The sequence below is a fragment of the Candidatus Ozemobacteraceae bacterium genome, assembly GCA_035373905.1.
Classification (GTDB): Bacteria; Muiribacteriota; Ozemobacteria; order Ozemobacterales; family Ozemobacteraceae; genus MWAR01.
The window spans coordinates 1-16,755 of sequence record DAOSOK010000051.1; the positions used below are offsets into that span (position 1 = coordinate 1).

Sequence of the window (16,755 nt, forward strand, 5' to 3'; positions counted from 1 at the left end):
ATCCCGACGAAAACCCTTCGGAAAACCGTACCAGACCGCTCACTGAGAATTGCTGGGGAAGAAGTTTTCACGTTGCATTTGTCGCCCGATTCCTGTATACATACGTGAAACACTCGCCCTTTGATCCTTTTGCGGGCGAATAATGTTCCGAGGAGAGCACTCAATGAAGCTGTATACCCCCGACAAGATCCGCAATATCGGGCTCGTCTCCCACGGCGGAGCCGGCAAGACGTCCCTGACCGAGGCGCTGCTGTTCCACACCGGCGCCAACTCGCGCATCGGCAAGGTCGACGACGGTTCGTCCGTGATGAACTACGACCCCGAAGAGCTGAAGCGCAAGACCACCGTGGGAACGTCCCTGGCCTGCCTCGAGTGGAAAGACGTCAAGATCAACATTCTCGACACCCCCGGCTTCGATGACTTCCTCGGCGAAGTGTACAAGGTTCTTCCGGCGATGGATGCCGCGATCGTCGTGATCAATGCCAGCTCCGGCATCGAAGTCGGAACCGAAAAGAACTGGAAGATCCTGAACGACTACAACGTTCCCCGCGCCGTCTACCTGAGCAAGCTCGACAAGGAAAACATCAACGTCGCGAAGCTGATCGACGATTTGAAGGCGTTCGACGCCAAGATCATCCCGATCCAGCTGCCCTGGGGCACCGCAACGAACCTGAAGGGCGTCATCGACCTGATCGAGATGAAGGCCTACGCCTATACCGACGACACCGGCAAGAAGGTCGAAACCAAGGACATCCCTGCCGACATGGCCGACATGGCCGCCAAGATGCGCGAGAGCATGATCGAATCGATCGTCGAGTGCGACGACGAGCTGCTGAACAAGTTCTTCGACGGTCAGACGATCTCGAACGACGAACTGCGGCGCGCCCTCAAGCTCGGCCTCGCGGCGAACAAGATCAAGCCCCTCATCTGCGGCATGGCCCTCAAGAACCTCGGCGGCGACCAGGTTCTCGATTTCATGGCGAACTGCATGCCCTCTCCCGTCGATCGCGGCGCCGTCGAAGCCGTCACGGCCGGCACCGACACGAAGGTCAAGGTTGAACCGAAGGCGGACGGTCCCTTCGCAAGCTTCATCTTCAAGAAGGTCAACGAGCAGGCCGGCGACATGATCTTTCTGCGGGTCATCAGCGGCACGATGACATCCGGAACCGATTACTACAACCCGCTCCGCGAGAACACCGAACGTTTCAGCTCCTTCTACACGATGCGCGGCAAGAACCGGATCGACCTCGACGCCGTCGTTGCCGGCGACATCGCGATGTTGGTGAAGCCGAAGGTCTCCGTGCGCGGAGACACGCTCTGCGACAAGAGCTACAATGTCGTGTTCCAGCTCCCGGCCCTTCCCGAGCCCAAGTTGACCTACGCGATCGCCCCCAAGACGAAGAACGATCAGGAAAAGATGGGAACCGGCCTCCACACGCTGTGCAACGACGACGGCGTCCTGAAATACGAATTCGACGCCGAGATGAGCCAAGGCCTGATCTCCGGCCTCGGCGACACCCACATCGACGTGGCGATCAGCCGCCTCAAGAGCCGCTGGAACGTCGACGTCGAGATCAGCAAGCCCCGCATCCCGTTCCGCGAGACGATCAAGGGCAAGGCGGACGTTCAGGGGAAGCACAAGAAGCAATCCGGCGGCCGCGGCCAGTATGGCGACGTCACGATTGCGTTCGAGCCGAATCCGGGCAAGGACTTCGAGTTCGTCGATGCCATCGTCGGCGGCGTCGTTCCCCGCAACTTCATTCCGGCCGTCGAAAAAGGTCTTCAGGAAGCCCGCAAACGCGGCGTTCTCGCAGGATTCCCGGTGATCGATTTCAAGGCCACCCTCCACTTCGGCTCCTACCACGACGTCGACTCTTCCGAACTGGCGTTCAAACTGGCCGCCACGATCGCGTTCAAAACCGGCATGGCTCAGGCCAAGCCGATTCTGCTCGAGCCGATCTACGAAGTCTGCGTCTTCACCCCGGACGAGTTCATGGGCAGCGTCATCGGCGACCTGAACTCCCGCCGCGGCCGCATTCTCGGTATGGAACCGATGGGCGGGCTGCAGCAGGTCAAGGCTTCCGTTCCGCTGGCCGAGATGTACAAATACGCGACCGACCTCAAGTCGATGACCCAGTCGCGCGCTGAGTTCACGATGAAGTTCGACCATTACGAAGAAGTGCCGGCCAACGTGACCGAGCAGGTCATCAAGGAATACGGCCGCAAGGGCGAAGAAGCCGCCGAAGAATAACAACAGCTATAGGAAAGCGCCCGCCGGAAACGGCGGGCGCTTTGTTTTGAGAACCAATCCGCAGGTGACGCGAATGAAAATGCCCGGGGAGGCGGAAGGCAGGGTCAGGGGTTCTGGGGGTTGAGAAGGGCCTGTTCCGTTTCTTTCAGGAGGCGGGCCACGTGGTTCACGTGGGTGACGAGCGAGGTGAACTTGTTCAGGAAGGGGAGTTCCAGCACCTCGTCGAAATACTCGCGGGCCATGCGCAGGTTGCCGAGCCGCCGCGCCAGTTCGCCGATGAGAAACCCTGTGACGACGATGCCGCGTTCGGGAAGAGGCTCCAGACCAGGCTCCATACGGCTCTGGATGATCATCGGCCCCGGATATTTTCCTCCGTCGGCCCGATACGGTTTGTATGCCCTGATGAAGAAATCGAGAGCCTTTTCCTGAGCCTGCTTTTCGTGGAGCCCATGTCCCATCCGTCTGCACAGCCACGAGCATTTCAGGTAGAACTCGCCGGCCAGTTTCACCCAGCCGGGCATCTTCAGCTGCTCGGCGTCGTGCGCCGCAAGTTCGAAGCTTTTGATGCCGTGCAGAAGCGTCCGTTCTCCGCAGAAGCTTTCGAGCTTGAACGCGATTTTTTTGCGTTCCTCGATGCCGACCGGCGAGAGGAACGTCCTCGCCCGTTCGGGAATGACACGGGTTTCCTCGAACTTCCCGATATAGTGCGCAAAATAACAGGAGGGACACACCACAACGGTATACAGTTCGGGATGGACGGATTCGTTGCAGATGGGGCAGAAATCGGTATCGGTATCGGATACCGGCACGGTCCAGAGTTTGAACCGCGTCGTCCGGAACGGGCGAAAGCAAACCGGACACTTCAAATTCGAGTAGCGAAGAAACGGGTGTTCCACCGGAACGCCCGTTTCGAGTTCTTCCTGCTTGGCGTCTTCCTCGTTTTTCGGAAGCACCTGGTTCGACTCGGTCAGGGTGATTTCCTGCCGAAGGAGGCTGAGCATTTCGACCAGCCTGGCAATGGCTATCGGCTTCACCAGCAAGCCCAGGGCCTGTTGTGCGATGCACTCTTTCGCGAGTTCGCGGGTGAACGCGGAACTCATGAAAACGAGTTTCACGTCCGGTGCAAGCTTTCTCGCCTTTTTTGCGACCTGCTCGACGGTCGAGGTCTGATTGTCGAGGTCGATGATCCATGCCACGGTCGGGGCAAGGGTCGACAGTTCCTCGACTTTTTCCATGACGGCGGCGAGGCGGGGCGTAAAGCCGTATTCGCGAACCGTCATCTCGAGAAAGACCGAGTAGATCGGATCGCGCGTCAGGATGACGACCTGCGTGTTCATATATCCGTCACTATTTCACGACTCAGCCGCAACACATCACATGCATCTGTCAATTTTTCCGACAATGCCCGCATCCCCTCATCCAACCGGATTGCGATCAGCATACCATTTTCTCTTCTCTCTGGTCAAAGACGATCACTCTTCCCGTCGCGTTCAAAAATAACGCTCTTCTGATTCCGCTTGTGCGAATCCGTCAGCTGACAGCCGATTTTCCCTCTTCATGAAATGAGGTGTATGATACCGTCCAGCACCACTTCTCTTTCGGAGGACCGACATGGAACAATCTGCCCCCCTCACCCTGAAACCGGGCCTGACCATCGATCAGGATCAATCGGAACTTCTGTTCGCGGAAATCGAGACCATTCTCGATTCGAGCGACTTCGATATCGGCCGAAAATGCTTCTGCATCTGGCAGAGAATCCAGGACTGGGCCGGGCAAGCCGCTTCCGGACACCCCTGCGTGCCGTTACGTGAGCGAATCGAGTTGATCAGACGGGAGGAACAACCCGATGAAACGCAGAAGGCCCGCCTGATTCGCGCGATCGTTTTCCAGGCTCTCGAGCGCAACCTCGACAGCGACGTCCGGGTCGGCAGTTTTTCGGCGACCGTTTCCCTGATCGCCGACATCGCCCGCCTCGGCTGGAACTGGGGCTCGGTGAAATTTTCCGAACTGGGCGAGCGATATCTCAGCGTCTCGGCTCTTTCGGCAATCGAACTCGACGAGATCGGCGTTTCCATGGAGGAAGAGCTCACGGACCGCGTGGAGCAAATCCTGGACGGCGATAACTGGCTCGACATCGGCGCTCTGAAGGGCTCGGCGATCCCAGTGCTGTATGTCGCCATGGCCGATCTCTACGTGCGAGCCGCCGGCGTCCAGTCCGATCGCAAGGCTGCCACCAGAGACGATCTCTCCCGAGGTCTCGACGCGCTGGACCGGACGGTAGGCCCCTGCGGCGAGCGCCTGGCAAGACTGTCAGGCCAAGGGCTTGCAGCGCTCATACTCGATAACCTGATGCAGCGACCGGCCATCGTCGCCTCGCTTTCCCGTCTGGGGCGAACATGAAATGATCGGAGCCGATTGACAGCGGCGTACCGCACACATCATAATAGCGAAAATCACATTTTTTCGGGGGGGGCAGTATGGTCAGTCGGCACCGCATTTCCGGAGTTTATATATTTCTCGGAATTATACTGGCGGCGCTCGCCATTTTCGGCTGTAGCGGCAGCGGCGACGACCCGCTCGTCACCGGGCCGGGAAGCTACGGTTCCATTTCCGGGACCGTTCAGGCCCCTGTGGGCGGCGGTGCCGTGCGGGAGGTCGACGCCTCTGTCGTTTCGGCGGTCAATCTCACTCGCGCCTACGTGTTCCTCGAAAAGTATCCGCAGATCGCCACCTACTCGAACTCGAACGGAAAATTCACCCTTTCTCCCGTCACTTTCGAACAGCACAATGTCATTGTCAAGCTGACGGGAAGCGGCTCCACAATTTACAAGGTGCGTTCGTTCAACGTCGATGTCACTTCCACGCAACCGGCCAAAGACACCGGCAATCTGCAGGTGAAACTCGCCGACCGCAAGGTTCGAATCCGCGTCAACGACGGAGGCACCTCTTCGACGATCGCTTCGGCAACCATCAGAGTGTGGGGTGAAACGTTCACCTACATCGGAAACGGAGAATACGAATCACCGGTTCTCCCCGCCGACGAGACGGCGACCATCACGGTAGACGTCGCCGGCCGCACCCAAGTCCAGATGCCCGCCCAGTTCGTGAGCACCACTCCCCCGGTGCTGGAAACCGCCGTCCCGCCTGCCGGCTCCACGAACACGCCTCCCACCGTCACGCTCGCGGCCTCGAGCCTCGTCGTGAATAACGGCGTCACGATTACCTTCACGGCGACTGCGCGGGACCCTGAAAACGACTCCATGACCTACCAGTGGGAATCCTCGTCCGGCAGTCTTTCCACCACCACCAGCGGGTTGCAGGCCACATGGACCGCCCCGTCCTCGGGAACCGGCAGCGCCACGATCACCTTCAAGGCCATCGACGCAGGCGGTCTTTTCGCGCGCACGACGCTGACCGTCGGCTATATGCCCGTTGCGAACCAGAAACCGGTCGTCGATATCGTCGCCGACAGCTCAACGCTGACCGGAGGCATTGCCTACGCATTGGTGGCAAGCGCTACCGATCCGGACGGCAATATCTCGGCCGCAACGTATCTCTGGTCCGTCCCAAGCGGTTCGCTCAGCACCACAGCCCAGAGCATCACCGACTGGACGACCCCGGCCGTGACGGCCACGACCTCGGTCATCGTTTCGCTGACGGTTACAGACACGGCGGGCGACTCGACGACGAAAACCCGGACGTTCAGCGTGATTCCGGCCCCCGCTTCACCGACAGCCACGATTACGCGACCGACGACGAACGAGATATTCCCCGCGGGAAGCGTTCAGTTCACCGGCCAGGTGAAACTCGCCGACAACTCCGTCCTTTCCACGTCGTATTACCACTGGCTTCTCACCTATCCCGGCGGGTCCACGTCAGAAATCGCCTCCCGGACGAACAATTTCTACCTGAGCCTTTCGACCCCCGGCAATTACACCATCTGGCTGACGGCAACGTCATCCGAAGGGCTCGGTTGCGTGAAATCCGTTCCGTTTAAAATCAACTATCCGCCGCAAAGCCTGGGGATCTCGAAAAGCCCAAATCAGGTTTCATTCCTGGCCAGCACGGCAATCACGCTCTCGGCGAGTGCAAGCGACCCTGAAAACGATACTATCAGCTATAAATGGTACGATTACTCTTTCATCCTGAATGCGACATCGACGCTCGGAACGGGGCAAACCATATCCGCGTATAAAGATTTTGCCGCCGGCAGCCACACGGTCACCCTCGCCGCTGCCGACACGCGCAACGGCGTTTCCTCCGCGAGCATCGTCATAGAAATCGCCCCGAACGCAGCGCCGCATAGTCTCGACATCACGATCGCCCCTCCCGGAACGAGCTTCCTGGCGAGTGCAGCCATAAGCTTCACCGGCAGCGCAACCGACACGGAAGGCCAGGCGATCAGTTATACCTGGTACGATTATTCCCACATGCACAATGCCACGGCGACGCTCGGAACGGGGGAAACCGTCACGAATTACCGCGATTTCGTTCCGGGCAGTCATACCATCACGCTGACGGCGATGGATACCTTCGATGCCGTCGCTTCTTCCAGCATCATCATCGGCATCGCAACGAATTCCGCGCCGCAGAATCTCACCATCACCAGGAGCCCCAGCAAACCCAATTATCTTGCAAGCGAAGCCGTCACCTTCACGGGCGGCGCTACCGATCCCGAAGGGCAGACATTCACCTACGCATGGGAGGATTATTCGGTTGCCCTGAACGCAACGACGACGTTCGGAACGACGCAAACCGTTTCGAATTATCGCGATCTTGCAGCCGGCAATCATGTCGTCACGATGACCACCACCGACTCGTTCGGCGCTTCGTCTTCCACGTCGGTCGCTTTCGCGGTCGGGGCAAATACCGCGCCGACCGTCACGCTGACCAATCCGCCGGCGGGAACGACTTGGTATTTCTCGGGGCAAACCGTCCCCTTCAGCGGATATGCGACGGATGTGGAGGACGGCGGGTATGTCGCCACGGCAAGTCTCAACTGGAGCATCACCGGGCCGGGAGGCTTCAATCACGACCCGACGGGAACGGCCTCCTTTGCCCTCCAGCCGGCCACTCCCGGAACCTACACGATCAGACTGTTCGCGGTCGACTCGCTGAATGCGACGGGTTCCCGAACCCGCTCGCTCTACATCAATGCCACGCCGACCGTCACCATCGACCCCGATCCGGCAAGCGGAACCCGGTACAACACGGTGGAACAGTTCACCCTCACGGCAAGTATCGGCGATGAGGATTCCGGAGAGGCGCTCAGCATCGTTTGGCGAGACGCAACCACGGGAACCGACCTCGGGAATACGACGCTGGTCGGCCCGTGGCCAAAGACGCACACCCTCACGACATCCCGCCCACAGAGCGGGTACCACAACATCACCGCCCGGGTCATCGATTCCTGCGGGGTATCTGCCATCGCAACCCGTTCGTTGCTGATCAACAACCTTCCCGTTCCCAATATGACAATTGGGTATCCACAATACGCAACCACGCCGGGCGGCAATCGGATTCTGCTGGCAAGCAGCAGCGTGGCCATCAACCTGACAGCCTCTGCAAACGATGCGGAAGACGGGAGCCTGGCGGCAAACCGGCTTTCGTGCATCCTTACCGGAACGGGCATTTCGCAGACCACTTACGCCGGCGTATCGGCAATTCCGTCACAGTATCTCGATCCCGGCACCTATAACCTGATGGTTGAAGCAACCGACCTCCTGGGCAGTTCGAACGCCGCCACGTTCACGTTCGTGGTCTGGAACGCGGAAACCTACCTCAGTCATGGAACGGCGGACTCCCAGCTTTCGAGCCCCTCAGCCATCATCCTGGACGGTTCCAGCTATTTCGTCACCGACTCGGGCAACTCCAAACTCAAGAAATTCACGGCGAATTTCACCCTGGAAAACGCCATTGGCGAACTTGGTACTGATCCGGGCTCCTTCACGGCGTTAGTGGGAGTTACGAAATACGGAAACACGATCTACACGCTGGAAGGTTTCCCCTTGGGAGCACCACGCATTCAGACATGGGATGATGCAACATTCGCGCCGACAAGCCAGTTCGGAGGCCAGGGAGTTCCTGCCATTGGCAATGCGCTCTATACCTCTCCTTCTGCGATCACGACGAATGGAACGAACCTGTATATTTGTGATCCGGCAGCAAATCTGATCGAACGTCTCGATATGAATACGGGAGTGGCTGCCAATATCATCACAAATCCAAACGGCACAGCCTTCAATGGTCCATCCGGAATACGCGTCCTGAACAGTTCTGTCTACGTGGCGGATCGTAACACCCAACGGATTGTCGTATGCACTGCAAATCTCAGTTTCACCCGTTCATGGAACGCCAGCCACCCCTCGGACATCACTGCATACGGCTCGTATTTCATCACGACCGACCCCACCGGAAACAAGATTCAGATCTGGGACAATTCGGGAGTTCACCAGGCGGATATCGGAGCTGCAGGCAGTGCCCTCGGCAAGTTCGACACACCGATTTCCGTGATTTCGAACAATAACAAACTGGTCATTCTTGAAAACGGAAAAACGTCTGACCAGGCCCGAATCCACGTGTTCACCCTGCCATCCGCAACAGAACTCTGGTAAACGACACCGTCGTGAAAAGCCCCGAAGCACCTGGTGCTTCGGGGCTTTTGTTTTGGGATTTTCTCGCCTGCGTGCGAGACCTGGCAGCGCCCCGGTTCTTCTGCCCGTCAGAGGTCGCCGACGAAGGCCTTGAAGGCGCGGCGGGCTTCGACGATGGCGGCGGCACGGCGGTGTTCGGCGGTTTCGCCTTTCACGGTCGGGCCGGATCCGGTCAGCAGGCCAAAGTTGGCGTTCATGGGGGCGAAGTCCTTGGGTTTGTGGCCTTTGAAGGTGACATAATTGACGAGGGCGCCCAGCATCGTCTGGGGGGGCGGCACGACAGGTTGCTTCTTGAGACAGATACGGGCGGCGTTCAGGCCGGCCAGCAGGCCCATGCCCGTGGATTCGGTGTAGCCTTCGACGCCGCAGATCTGGCCAGCGACGAACCAGTCGGGGTGGTCTTTCACCTGAAGCGTCGGGGTGAGAAACGCGGGCGAGAATAAATAGCTGTTGCGATGCATCTGGCCGAGGCGGGTGAAAACCGCATTTTTCAGGGCCGGAATCAGCCGGAAGACTCGCTCCTGCTCGCCGTGTTTGAGATTCGTCTGGAAGCCGACGATGTTGTACATGCTGCCGAGAAGGTTGTCCTGGCGAAGCTGCACGAGGGCCCACGGGCGGCGGCCGGTACGGGGATCGATGAACCCAACCGGTTTCATCGGCCCGAATCGCAGCGAATCCGGTCCGGTCGAGGCGATCTCCTCGACGGGCTGGCAGCCGCTGAAGAACTGGCGTCTCGCCTCCTTCTCGAACTCGGGGAGCGGCGTGCGCTCGGCGGCGAGCAGCTGTTTCACGAACTCCTCGTATTCCGCCTTGTTCATGGGGCAGTTGATGTAATCGCCCTGCTCCTCGCCGTCGCCGTACCGGTTCGCGACGAAAGCGCAGCTCATGTCAACGCTTTCCGAGGAGACGACCGGGGCGATCGCGTCGAAGAAGGCGAGCTTGTCGGCCCCGAACGTCTTCGTCAGCCAGGACAGCATTTTCGTCGACGTCAGGGGACCGGTGGCGAGAATCACGATTCCCTCGTCGGGGAACTCGGCGGCTTCGTCGTTGACGAACTCGACGTGGCTGTGGCCGGTCATATAGCGGGTGATTTCGCGGGCGAAGGCCTCGCGATCGACCGCCAGCGCGTTTCCGGCCGGCACCCGGTATTTGTAGGCCACGTCGAGAATGTAACTGCTCAGCGCGCGCAGCTCCTCCTTGAGCAGGCCCGAGGCCCGGTCGGGAAGGTTGCTACCGATCGAGTTGCTGCAGACGAGTTCGGCGAGAAGGTCCGTCGAATGCGCGCCCGTGGGGACCTTCGGCCGCATCTCGACGAGCTTGACGCGCACCCCGCGCCGAATGAGCTGGAACGTCGCCTCGACACCGGCCAGGCCGGCGCCGATCACGGTCACATTCGGATGGTCATTCTTCCTGGCCACCGGGTCCTCCCTCGTCCTTATCGGGGATGCGCCTGAAGTCGCACCCTTTCTTCGAGCACTTGATGAACGTGCCCATCTTTTTCGTGGTATGCCAGACCAGCGGCGATTTGCATTCGGGGCAGAGGTCGCCCGTCGGCTTCGACCAGGTGGTCAGCATGCAGGTCGGGTAGTTGGAACAGCCGTAAAACGTGCGGCGGCCGCCCTTCGCCTTCTTCACGACGACTTTCCCGTCGCACCCGTCGAGCGGGCAGGCGACGCCGATCTCCTGCTGAATTCGTTTCGTCGTCTTGCACTCGGGGTATTTCGAACAGGCCATGAACCGGCCGAACCGGCCGTTCCGAATCACCATCGGCGAGCCGCACGCTTCGCAGACCTGGTCGGTCGGCACGAGATCGGGGCCGGCTTCAGCCTTGAGCTTGTCGAGTGTCTCGCGCAGCTGGAGCTTGCCCTGGACCTGCCCGCTCGCGAAGAGCAGCATCTCGTCGGGGATGTTCTCGGTGGATTTGCATTCGGGATACCCGGAGCAGGAAAGGAATTTGCCCGTCCGGCCGAGTTTCACGATCATGACCTTACCGCAGGTCGGGCAGGTGCAGTCGGTTTCGTATTGAATGCGCTGGAGCTCGGTCTCGGCCTTTTTCAGATCGTTGATGAACGGCCCGTAGAATTCGCTCAGCAGACGAACCCAGTCTTTCCGGCCGTCTTCCACCTCGTCGAGGTTGGCTTCCATGGCGGCGGTGAATTTCGGATTGATGATGTCGCCGAACTTCGACACGAGCAGTTCCGTCGCGAGGAACGCGGCGTCCGACGGGCGGAAGCGGCCCTCGACCTTCTTCACGTATCCGCGCTGCTGGATCGTCTCGATGATGGCGGCGTAGGTGCTCGGCCGTCCGATGCCCTCTTTTTCGAGGGTCTTGATGAGCATCGACTCGCTGTAGCGCGGCGGCGGCTGCGTAAAATGCTGTTCCGGATCGATCTTCACCAGCATGATTTTTTCACCGGTGGTGACTTCCGGCAGCTTCTGTCTGGCCTCTCGAGCCGCGTCTTCTTCAGCGCCCGCTTCCGGAGCTGGTGCGTCGGCATCCTCGATCTTCGCTTCGGAGTAAAGCGAGGTGAATCCGTCGAAGGTCATCGTGGTTCCCGACGCCTGGAGCAGATGCCGGCCGGCTTCGAGGTCGATCGTCACGACGTCGTATTCCGCCTCGGCCATCTGGGACGCGACGAACCGACGCCAGATCAGCGTATAGAGTTTCAACTGCTCCGCGGAAAGGTTCTTCGCCATCTTTTCCGGGGTTCTCCAGACTGAGGTCGGCCGAATCGCCTCGTGGGCATCCTGGGCGCCTTTGCGGGTCTTGAACGCGCGGGGTTTCTCGAGTCCGTACCGCCCGTGAAAACTCTTCTCGATATACTCGCGCGCCTCGCTCAGCCCTTCCGGAGAAATGCGGACGGAGTCGGTTCGCATGTAACTGATGAGACCCACGTGGCCTTCGCCGGCGAGTTCAACGCCCTCGTAGAGGCGCTGGGCTACCGACATGGTCCTCCGGGAGGTGAAGCCGAATTTTTGAGCGGCATCCTGCTGGAGCGTGCTGGTGATGAACGGCGGCGGGGGCGTCTGCTTTCTCGACCGGCGCAGCACGTTCGAGACGCGCAGCCCTGCAGATTCTATTTCAAAAACTATTTTTTTCGCTTCGTCCCCGGTGCCGACGGCGGACTTTTTCCCGTCGGTCTTCGTCAGCTTGACCGTGAAGGGGTGGCGGTCCTGGGTGTTCACCACGGCCTCGATCGTCCAGTATTCCTCGGGGTTGAACGCGAGAATTTCCTTTTCGCGGTCGCAGATCAGGAGCACCGCGACGGACTGGACCCGGCCGGCGGACAGGCCGAGGCAGACTTTTTTCCAGAGCAGGGGCGACAGTTTGTAGCCTACCAGGCGGTCGAGAATGCGTCGCGACTGCTGGGCGTTCACGAGGTTGAGATCGATGGGGCGCGGCTGCTCGAGCGAGCGCAGCACCTCGTCCTTCGTGATGGCGTTGAAGGTCACTCGGCAGGCGCTCGCCAGGTCGATGCCCAACGCGCTCGCCAGATGCCAGCTGATCGCCTCGCCTTCGCGGTCGGGATCGGGGGCAAGGTAGATGTTTTCGACCTTTTCCGCGGCTTCCCGGAGACGGATGATGACGTCCTTGCGGTCCGGAACCACGCGGAACACCGGAATGAACCCGCGATCGGGCTCCACCCCGAGCTTCGAATCTGGCAGGTCGATCACATGGCCCTTGCTGGCCTCGACGATGAATTCGCGACCGAGAAACTTCGTGAGGGTCTTGATCTTTCCGGGCGACTCGACGATGACGAGATGTTTTGCGCTCATGAATTTATATTGCCAATGTTATTATACATATCAATTTATGAAGACGGGCGGATTGACCTTGCTGCTGAACATGGCGGTCGTCCCCGGCGTCGTACTGGTCTGCGCCTGGGTCTGCCCCTGGGGGTCGTTCATATACAGGATCAGCTCGAGGCGGGTCGGAGTGACCTCGCGCAGATCGTGGCGCCACAGATATTCGATGGCGCGCTCGAAATGGAGCGACGTGATCTCGCCGCGCTCCAGGACGCCCAGCAAGTGCTGCTGCGCTTCGGGAGTGAGCCGGATCGCCTCCGACGAGTGCAACTGGCGCACACCGCCTGACTTGGCGTGGTCGGCAACGTCCGTCGACGGTTTCTCGACGACGGGCGGTTCGGAAAGCCCGGTTACGCCTTTCCCGGCGACGGTGAGGCTCATCAGGGAAAGCCACTTCATGGCCGTCTCGATTTCCTCCATGCGGAATCCCTGCTTCATCAGGCGGGCGATCAGCGGCATCTCCTCGGCGGCCTCCTCCGGTGCTGCGGAGGGAACGTCGTTCTTCTCGATCTGGCGTCTGACCAGATCCATCAACTTCATGAGCTGGCCGAGCGGTGTTCTGGTTTTATTCACTTATGACCTCCCCTGAGGGGGTTTGATTTTCGCATGATACATATTCCCCGGCAGCTTCACCAGAAAATCTCTCATTTCGAGTGTAAGCAGCAGGGAAAACAGCCGGTCGCGCGTCCAGCGGCCGTCGGCGAGCAGCCGGTCGAGCGGCACGGGTTCGCCGGCGATCGCCGAAAGCAGCCGGGTTTCTTCCGGGGTCAGATCCAGTTCCTGCGCGTCGCGTTCGGCGGCGGAAGCCGTCGTTTCTCGCGCTGGAAGCAGGCGAGCGTAGTATTCGACGAGATCGTGGGGCGACGTCACAAGCTGGGCGCCGTCCTTGATCAGGGCCAGGGTTCCCTCGGCGAGCGCGGAACGGATGTTGCCGGGAATCGCGAACACCTCGCGGTCCTGTTCCGCCGCGAGCCGGGCCGTGATCAGCGAGCCGCTGCGGGCCGTGGCCTCGACGACGACGGTCGCTACGCACATGCCGGCGATGACGCGGTTCCTGACCGGGAAGTGCCAGGGCCGGGCGGGGGTGCCGGGCGGGTATTCCGAGACGAGCGCGCCGTTCTCGGCGAGAATGCGCTCGCGGATTTTCCGGTTCGCGGCCGGGTAGGTGATATCGGGCCCCGAGCCGAGCACAGCAACGGTGCGGCCGCCGCCTTCGAGGGCCCCGAGATGGGCGAACGTGTCGACGCCGAGGGCGAGGCCACTGACGACGACGAAACCTGCGGCGGCGAGCTCGCGACCGAAATCGCGGGCGATGTCGAAGCCGAGCTGCGTGCCGTTCCGGGCGCCGACGATGGCGATGTGCGGCCGGGGATCGACGGGCAGACGGCCGCGGACGAACAGGACGAGCGGTGAATCGGGAATCTCACGCAGCAGCGGGGGGTATTCGGGATCGGCAAACGTCACCATCCGGACGTTTTTTTTCTCGATCGTGTCCGGGTCGCAGACGGGAACGAGACGATCGCGTTCGGCGACGAACCGCTCGAGACGATCCCGCGTCCAGCCTTTCACGCGGCTCAGCGCCGCCTTGTCGGCGGCAAGAACGGCGTCGGGCGTCCGGAACTCCTTGATGAGGCCGGCCCTCACGGTGTCCCCGATCCAGGAGACGGCGGCGAGCTTCAGCCAGGCGAGACAGGAGCCAGACGAGGTTCCCGGGGACTCACGCATCGCTCAGGGGCTCCTGCGGGTTGCGAATGGTTTTCATGACCTTGTTGCACCAGAAGACGACCGTTTCGGAAACGCCCTCGGCGGCGACGGCTTCGTTCAGAACGGGAAGCACGGCCAAACCCACGCCCGCCAGCGCTTCGGCCGCCATCGTCCTGACCGCCGTCTGTTCGTGCCCGAACAGCGGTATGAAACTGGCGGGAATCCGCTGTGCCAGCAGAACGAGCTGTCGTTTGGCGGTTCTCAGCTCGCGTTCTTCCTTGACGCGGGCGATGTGATCCATGAGCAGCTTGATTCCCTCGGGCTGGCCGTGCTCGGATATCGCGGCCATCGCCGCGGTCCTCACCGCGTAGACGGCGTCGTTCAGGGCTTCGCCGAGAATCGTCCGCGATTTGAGGCCCGGGAACCGGCCGAGGGCCTCGGCCGCCGACTGCCTGACCTTGTCCTCGGCATCGCTCATCAGCATGATCAGCAGATCGACGCCGCGCTCTTCCTCGAGCTCCCGGATCGCGATGGCCGAGTTGCGCCTGAGCACCATCTCGTCGCTCTCGACGCACTTCGCGATCGTCTCGAAGACACCGCTGCCCAGCTTGCGGAACGCACGTCCGATGTTGCGATGCACTTCGGCGTTGCGGTCGGACAAGCCCCGAAGCAGGGGAACGACGGCGCGCGCATCGCCGATGTTTCCCAGCGCGATGGCGGCGTAAATACGCACCCAGTCGCTTTCATCGCGAAGGGCATCCATGAGGATGTCGACGGATGATGAATCGGCGATGACGCCGAGCGCCTGGCAGCAGCAGAGCCGAAGCTCGCGGTCGCCCAGGCGCAGATGCTCGTGAATCTTTTCGAGATGCTGGCGGCCGGTCTTTTCGAGGATCTGGCCTATCCAGAAGCGAATGTCTTCGTTGTCGAAGGACATGGCGCGCAGAAGCTGATCGACGCCGTAGTTTTCGAGTCGCATGATGCTCTGCGAAGCCGAGCGGCGAACGCTCCAGGAGGGGTCTGCGAGCGATTTGATCAGATCGCGGATGACGTCGGGGTTGCTCGAACCGCCGAGCGCCTTGGCGGCGAAGAAGCGGATGTTCTTGCTCTTGTCGTTCAACGCCTTGATCAGATACGGCATGCCCGGCTCGCCGATCGACTCGAGAATGCGCGTCACCCAGTAGCGGACATCGTCATTCTGGCTGTTGAGGGCTTCCGCGATACGATCGACGCCTTTTTCGCCGATTTCGGTGAGGGCGTAGGCGCAGCTTCGGCGAACGTTCCACGACTCGTTCGACAGGCCCTCGATGAGGGCAGGAACGGCTTTCGGGCTGGCGATCTCGCCGAGAGCGGCGGCGCAGAAGCTCATCACTTCAGGCTTCCCGTTCCTGAAGAACCGGATCAGGGGCTCGACGACGCGGGAACCGAGTTTCACGATTCCCTTGCGAACCAGGAACCGCTGATTGTCATCGACGGCCTCGATGAAGGCGAAAAGCCGCGCCATGCCGCGATCGCCAGTGCGGACGAGCGCCAGCAGGCAGCCGTCGCGGATATCCTCGTTGGGCTCCTGCATGGCCTCGATCATCGGCTCGACGGCGTTCTCGCCGATGTCGGCGAGCGCCTGCGTCGCGCTCTTGCGGATCGTCCAGTCAGGGTCGGCCAGCGAATCGATGAGAACCCTGATGACCCGCGTGTCGCCCGATTCGCCGAGTGCGGCGGCGATGACGTAGCGCATCTGTTTGTCGCCCGATCGCAAGGCTTCGAGCAGGATTTTCTGGGCCTTCGGGCCCATCCGGCCCAGGTTTTTGATGATCCAGAACCGGACGTCCTCGTCGGCCGTCTTGTTCATCACCTGCTCGAGCGACGGGATGATCTCTTCTCCGAACTTCGTCAGCGCCTCGGCAGCGGCCTTTCTGACCGCCCACTTTTCGTCGCCGAGCAGCCTGATGAGGGCCGAGATCCCCATGGTTTCGCGCAATTCGCCGAGCGACATCGCGGCAAAGTAGCGCACATCATGGTTCGTGCTTTTCACGGCGCGCAGGATGGCCGGAGTTCCCTTGTTGCCGAATCTTCCGATGACCTGCAGCGCCCAGTGCTGGATGTCCTCGCTGTAGGAGTTGATCGCTGCCGAAAGAATCGGGAGCGCGGAGTCACCGAACGCGAATACCTGGTCGGCGGCCGTTTTCCGGACGATCCAGTGTTCGTCGCCGAACGCGTTCACGAGGAACTGCAGCGCGGTTTCGTTGCGCACGCGGCCGATCTCCTCGACGAGCTGGACTTTCCGCTCTTTATTCGAGAGGGGGAAGGAATCGATCAGTTTCTGCGTATAGGCATCCATGA

At 60.7% G+C, this 16,755-nt stretch carries 9 protein-coding genes; 3 read left to right on the forward strand and 6 right to left on the reverse strand.

Annotated features, from left to right (window positions below; genetic code table 11):
* The first annotated feature begins 163 nt into the window (after positions 1–163).
* Entirely contained in the window at positions 164–2,251 is a 2,088-nt protein-coding gene (gene fusA, locus PLU72_18435; protein ID HOT30162.1) for an elongation factor G, read from the forward strand.
* Positions 2,252–2,355: 104 nt separating this feature from the next.
* Here fusA and PLU72_18440 read toward each other — a convergent pair whose 3' ends face one another.
* Positions 2,356–3,588, reverse strand: a complete 1,233-nt coding sequence (locus PLU72_18440; protein ID HOT30163.1) for a DUF2225 domain-containing protein — start codon at positions 3,586–3,588, stop codon at positions 2,356–2,358.
* Positions 3,589–3,862: 274 nt separating this feature from the next.
* On the opposite strand from PLU72_18440, the gene PLU72_18445 reads away from it, so the two are divergent.
* Positions 3,863–4,651, forward strand: a complete 789-nt coding sequence (locus PLU72_18445; GenBank protein HOT30164.1) for a hypothetical protein — start codon at positions 3,863–3,865, stop codon at positions 4,649–4,651.
* 77 nt (positions 4,652–4,728) lie between these two features.
* On the forward strand, positions 4,729–8,865 hold the full coding sequence (locus PLU72_18450) for a hypothetical protein (protein ID HOT30165.1): 4,137 nt from the start codon (positions 4,729–4,731) through the stop codon (positions 8,863–8,865).
* Positions 8,866–8,972: 107 nt separating this feature from the next.
* Here PLU72_18450 and trmFO read toward each other — a convergent pair whose 3' ends face one another.
* Genes trmFO through PLU72_18475 form a run of 5 tightly spaced genes read right to left on the reverse strand, consistent with a single transcriptional unit; the run spans position 8,973 to position 16,753 of the window.
* Positions 8,973–10,322: a methylenetetrahydrofolate--tRNA-(uracil(54)-C(5))-methyltransferase (FADH(2)-oxidizing) TrmFO gene (gene trmFO, locus PLU72_18455; GenBank protein ID HOT30166.1), complete on the reverse strand. Its 1,350-nt coding sequence runs from the start codon at positions 10,320–10,322 to the stop codon at positions 8,973–8,975.
* A complete protein-coding gene (topA, locus tag PLU72_18460) occupies positions 10,306–12,681 on the reverse strand; it encodes a type I DNA topoisomerase (protein HOT30167.1) in 2,376 nt (791 codons plus the stop codon). Before topA ends, trmFO begins: the two co-directional genes overlap by 17 nt.
* 30 nt (positions 12,682–12,711) lie before the next feature.
* Positions 12,712–13,284, reverse strand: a complete 573-nt coding sequence (locus PLU72_18465) for a DUF494 family protein (GenBank protein HOT30168.1) — start codon at positions 13,282–13,284, stop codon at positions 12,712–12,714.
* The gene (gene dprA, locus PLU72_18470; protein HOT30169.1) at positions 13,285–14,436 is read right to left on the reverse strand and encodes a DNA-processing protein DprA; all 1,152 of its coding nucleotides are present in this window, start codon (positions 14,434–14,436) and stop codon (positions 13,285–13,287) included.
* Positions 14,429–16,753, reverse strand: a complete 2,325-nt coding sequence (locus PLU72_18475; GenBank protein ID HOT30170.1) for a HEAT repeat domain-containing protein — start codon at positions 16,751–16,753, stop codon at positions 14,429–14,431. Before PLU72_18475 ends, dprA begins: the two co-directional genes overlap by 8 nt.
* Positions 16,754–16,755 lie beyond the last annotated feature (2 nt).